At 38.6% G+C, this 4003-nt stretch carries 3 protein-coding genes; 1 reads left to right on the top strand and 2 read right to left on the bottom strand.

Annotated features, from left to right (window positions below; translation table 11 throughout):
• The first annotated feature begins 873 nt into the window (after positions 1–873).
• The gene (gene rsmG / locus Q0F90_RS07920; protein ID WP_296004541.1) at positions 874–1626 is read left to right on the top strand and encodes a 16S rRNA (guanine(527)-N(7))-methyltransferase RsmG; all 753 of its coding nucleotides are present in this window, start codon (positions 874–876) and stop codon (positions 1624–1626) included.
• Between the two features lie 60 nt (positions 1627–1686).
• On the opposite strand, the gene Q0F90_RS07915 is transcribed toward rsmG, so the two are convergent.
• Positions 1687–2544: a methylenetetrahydrofolate reductase gene (locus tag Q0F90_RS07915; RefSeq protein ID WP_296004543.1), complete on the bottom strand. Its 858-nt coding sequence runs from the start codon at positions 2542–2544 to the stop codon at positions 1687–1689.
• 61 nt (positions 2545–2605) lie between these two features.
• The coding region (locus Q0F90_RS07910) for a cobalamin-dependent protein (RefSeq protein ID WP_296004539.1) at positions 2606–4003 on the bottom strand (1398 nt) is incomplete at its 5' end.

The raw sequence follows: 4003 nt of genomic DNA, 5'->3' as shown, positions 1-4003 counted from the left end.
AATAAAACATGTAATTGCATATAAAAAAGCTAGCTAATCTGATTAGCTAGCTTTTTGTGTTATAAGGCTTCCCGTTCTTGATGTTCATCGATTTCTCGACCTTCGCTCATATAGTCTGGAGTAAATAATGATAGGCCCATTTTAAATAATATCCACATAGATTTCTGTTTCATGGGTACCACCTCCCTATTAATGGTAGTGTATCCATAAATAAGTTTATTCGCAAGTTTTATTTTTTATAGATGTAAAAGAATTCTATATAAGTAAATATTTGTATATTTATAAAATATATAATATTCTATAGTTAAAATATATACACTAGAGAAGTACATCAAGTGTACATACAGAATAGACAATATATTCTGTAAGTGAAGAAAAGTTCATGGTGTTAAATTAGAAATAAACTGTAAAATTTGGATGCACAATGAAATAGGAGAAAATACATAAAAGATAAGTCAAAAAGATGGACCGATTTCTCAATTAATTATTTTAAATGATAATGTAGGTATAACATCTCTCCCCTCCTCTATTTTGTGTTATGTAGGTCATATATTTTGTTTGTAAATGAGAATATATTGAGAATATGCTATAATATAAAGAAATAATACTTAAGTATTTCGCTTATACAGTTATTTTATTAGTTTTTATATATAAACTTATATAAAATAGATCAAATAAGCCATATAGCTTAAATTTTTGAGTTTTATAGCCTTTGAAATTAGAAATACTATTCTGTTATCTCTTATATTGTTAATTACGTAGCTTTGTTTATGTGATGAGCTATATGACATGAGTTTTATTACTCATTTTATTGAATAGATGTAGATAGCTTTTACTTTTATATAAATACCGAATAATTCATTAGGAGTACTTATGAAAGAGAAATACGATGTGCCTATTGCACCTGAGTCTGAATTTGTTTCATACATGATGGAGCAAATGACCGAATTTGGTCTGCCATGTACGGAAGAGCAAGCGAAAGACTTTTACGTGTACTATGCGCGGATGATTGAAACAAATAAATACCTCAACCTTACAGGCATCACAGATATGAATGAGGTTGTTGTGAAGCATATGATTGACTCCCTCTCCTGCTATGACTCATATATCATTAAATCCGGTATGTCTATCATCGACGTTGGTACAGGCGCTGGTTTCCCTGGTATTCCGCTAGCTATCTATGATCGTAGCCTTAAGGTTACGCTGTTTGACTCCTTGAAAAAACGCCTTACCTTCCTTGAATCCGTTATGGATGAGTTAAAATTAACGAACTGTACTACCTTACATGGTCGTGCAGAGGATCTGAGTCATCAAGATTACCGTGAAAGCTTCGATATCGCTACGAGCCGTGCAGTGGCAAGATTACCTATTCTGTTAGAATGGACTGTGCCCTATGTAAAAGAAGGCGGCTACGTAGTGGCTTTAAAAGGCGCTATCTACGAAGAAGAAGTTGGGGAATCTAACAAAGCCCTTAGCACATTAAAAGCTACGATTGAAGAAGTGCGAACCGTTACTCTGCCAACCTTAGATGATAAACGAGCTATCTTGTACATCAAGAAAACAGGTAAAACACCTAAACAATACCCACGTAAACCAAAAGAAATTAAAGACAAACCATTGGTATAATACATAAACAAAAGAGGGTGCAAATCACAGATTTGCATCCTCTTTCTCTTTTCTACGTAATTATACGTGGTCAATGATATGTAATGTTGTATCAATATCATTTAAAGGCATAATATGTACGCCTGCAGCGATTTTCTTGATTTGCTCCAATGTTTCGATAGCAATTTCTGTACCCGCTTCTTTACCGCCCTTTTCTACGCGGTCTAGAATCTCTTGAGTAAGGTTGATCCCAGGCACTTTTTCGTGAAGGTATGTGGCCATTTTGAAGCTTTTAAGTGGAATTAAACCGAGCATGATAGGCACATCGAATTCAGACATTTTATCGATGTAGCGTTTCGCTTGTTCTAAATCGTAAATAGGTTGTGTTTGCACGAAGTGTGCACCGTTTTGGATTTTAGCAGCTAATTTTTGGCGTTCAATTTCTAAGTCTGGAGCACCAGGGTTACCAGTAGCACCGATGTAGAAGCTTGTAGGTGCATCTAAGTCATTGCCTGCTAGGTCTTTACCTGCATTCAATGTCTTAGCGATATTGAGCAAGCCCATGCAATCTACTTCGAATACGGATTGTGCAAATGGATGATCCCCATTATCTGGTTTGTCACCAGTAAGGGTTAAAATGTTGTGCACGCCCAATGCTGCAGCGCCAAGCAATTCAGATTGCAAACCGATGACGTTACGGTCGCGGCATGTAAGGTGGAAAATTGTTTCGATCTCTTTGTTGTGTTGCAACAAATAAGAAAGAGAAATTGGGCTCATGCGCATTTTGGACATAGGGCTGTCAGCGATGTTGATGGCATCAACCTTCCCTTTCAAACGAGCCGCTTGTTCAAAAATCTTTTCCGCAGAACTACTTTTTGGTGGGTCTAATTCAACTGTGATAGTGAACTTCCCTTGTTGATGTTTCTCTCTTAATGTCATCATGTACCTCTTATCTATACTTATGGTGAAAGCTTAATTTATAAGTAATGAAAGCAATAAATTATTTCTCTAAAGTTTCAAAGAAATCGTTGGCGTGGTTAACGGCTGCAATACCGTCCTTAGCATAGATGTCTGCGCCCGCTTGGTCTGCGTAGTCTTGAGATACTACGGCACCACCAACCATAACCTTAGTTTTAAGGCCTGCTGCACGAATAGCAGCGATAGTATTATCGATTTGAGGCATTGTTGTAGTCATCAAGGAACAGATACCAACGAGGGCTGCTTTGTTGTCCTTAATAGCTTGAACGATGACTTCTGGATCAACGTCTTTACCGAGGTCGACGATTTTGTAACCATTATTTTCAAGCAAGGCTGCTACGATATTTTTACCTAAATCGTGGATATCGCCTTTAACGGTAGCCACAACGACTGTACCCTTATCCAAGCTTTCACTAGCAGGAATAATTTCTTTAATCGTGTTGAAAGCAGCTTGCATTGTTTCAGCAGCAAGCATTACTTGTGGCAAGAATAATTTACCAGAACCGAACTTGTCCCCTACTACGTTCATCGCTTCAGATAAGCCTTTTTTCGTAATATCTAATGGGTCCATGCCGTCAGCTAAGGCCTTCTTAACAAGTTCAACGATAGCCTCTTTCTCCCCTTGCTCTACGCAAGCGCGGATATTTGCTAACGGATCATTGCTATCAAAGGATTTCTTTTCAGGTCCTTTTGGAGCAGAGTTGCCAGGAGCACTTGTTTCGTCTTCGTAGCCGTATTCTTTGATAAATTGAGCAGAACCTGGGTCCCAGCCTAATAATGTTGTACTAGATACGAACGCTTTTTTCGCTGGATAGTTTAATGGGTTCATAATCGGCGTTGTCAAACCACATGCAAGGGCCATTGTTAAGAATTGACCGTTCAAGTAAGGACGTTGTGGCATACCGAAGGAAATATTGGACAAGCCCATTACTGTTGGGAAGCCAAATTTCTCTTTATATAACTGTAATGTACGCAATGTTTGGCGTGCACTATCTTCACCACTAGCAAGTGTTAATACCAATGGATCGAGTAATAAGTCATGTGGTTGAAGACCATAACCGTAAGCGCGATTTACAATGCTTTCAGCTAAAGCAACGCGATCCTCTGCTTTTTCAGGAAGGTCACCACTAGATATTGGCAAGCAAAGTAATGCAGCACCATAACGTTTAGCCAAAGGCATAACGTGAGTGATGGACTCCTCCTCCCCATTTACGGAGTTGATTAGCGCGCGGCCTGGGTAGTTTTTAAGAGCTACTTCCATAGCTGCTGGGTCCAATGTGTCGATAGATAACGGAGTTTCAACGAGCATGGATAATTCGAAGATAGCACGTTCCATTAATGGAGTTTGGTCCATGCCAGCTACACCCATGTTTACGTCGAGAATGTCTGCACCCGCTTCTACTTGGTCTAAGGCATCGCG

Origin of the sequence: uncultured Veillonella sp. (assembly GCF_934190855.1) — a bacterium.
GTDB lineage: Bacteria > Bacillota > Negativicutes > Veillonellales > Veillonellaceae > Veillonella.
This window is presented reverse-complemented; position numbering and strand designations above follow the sequence as displayed.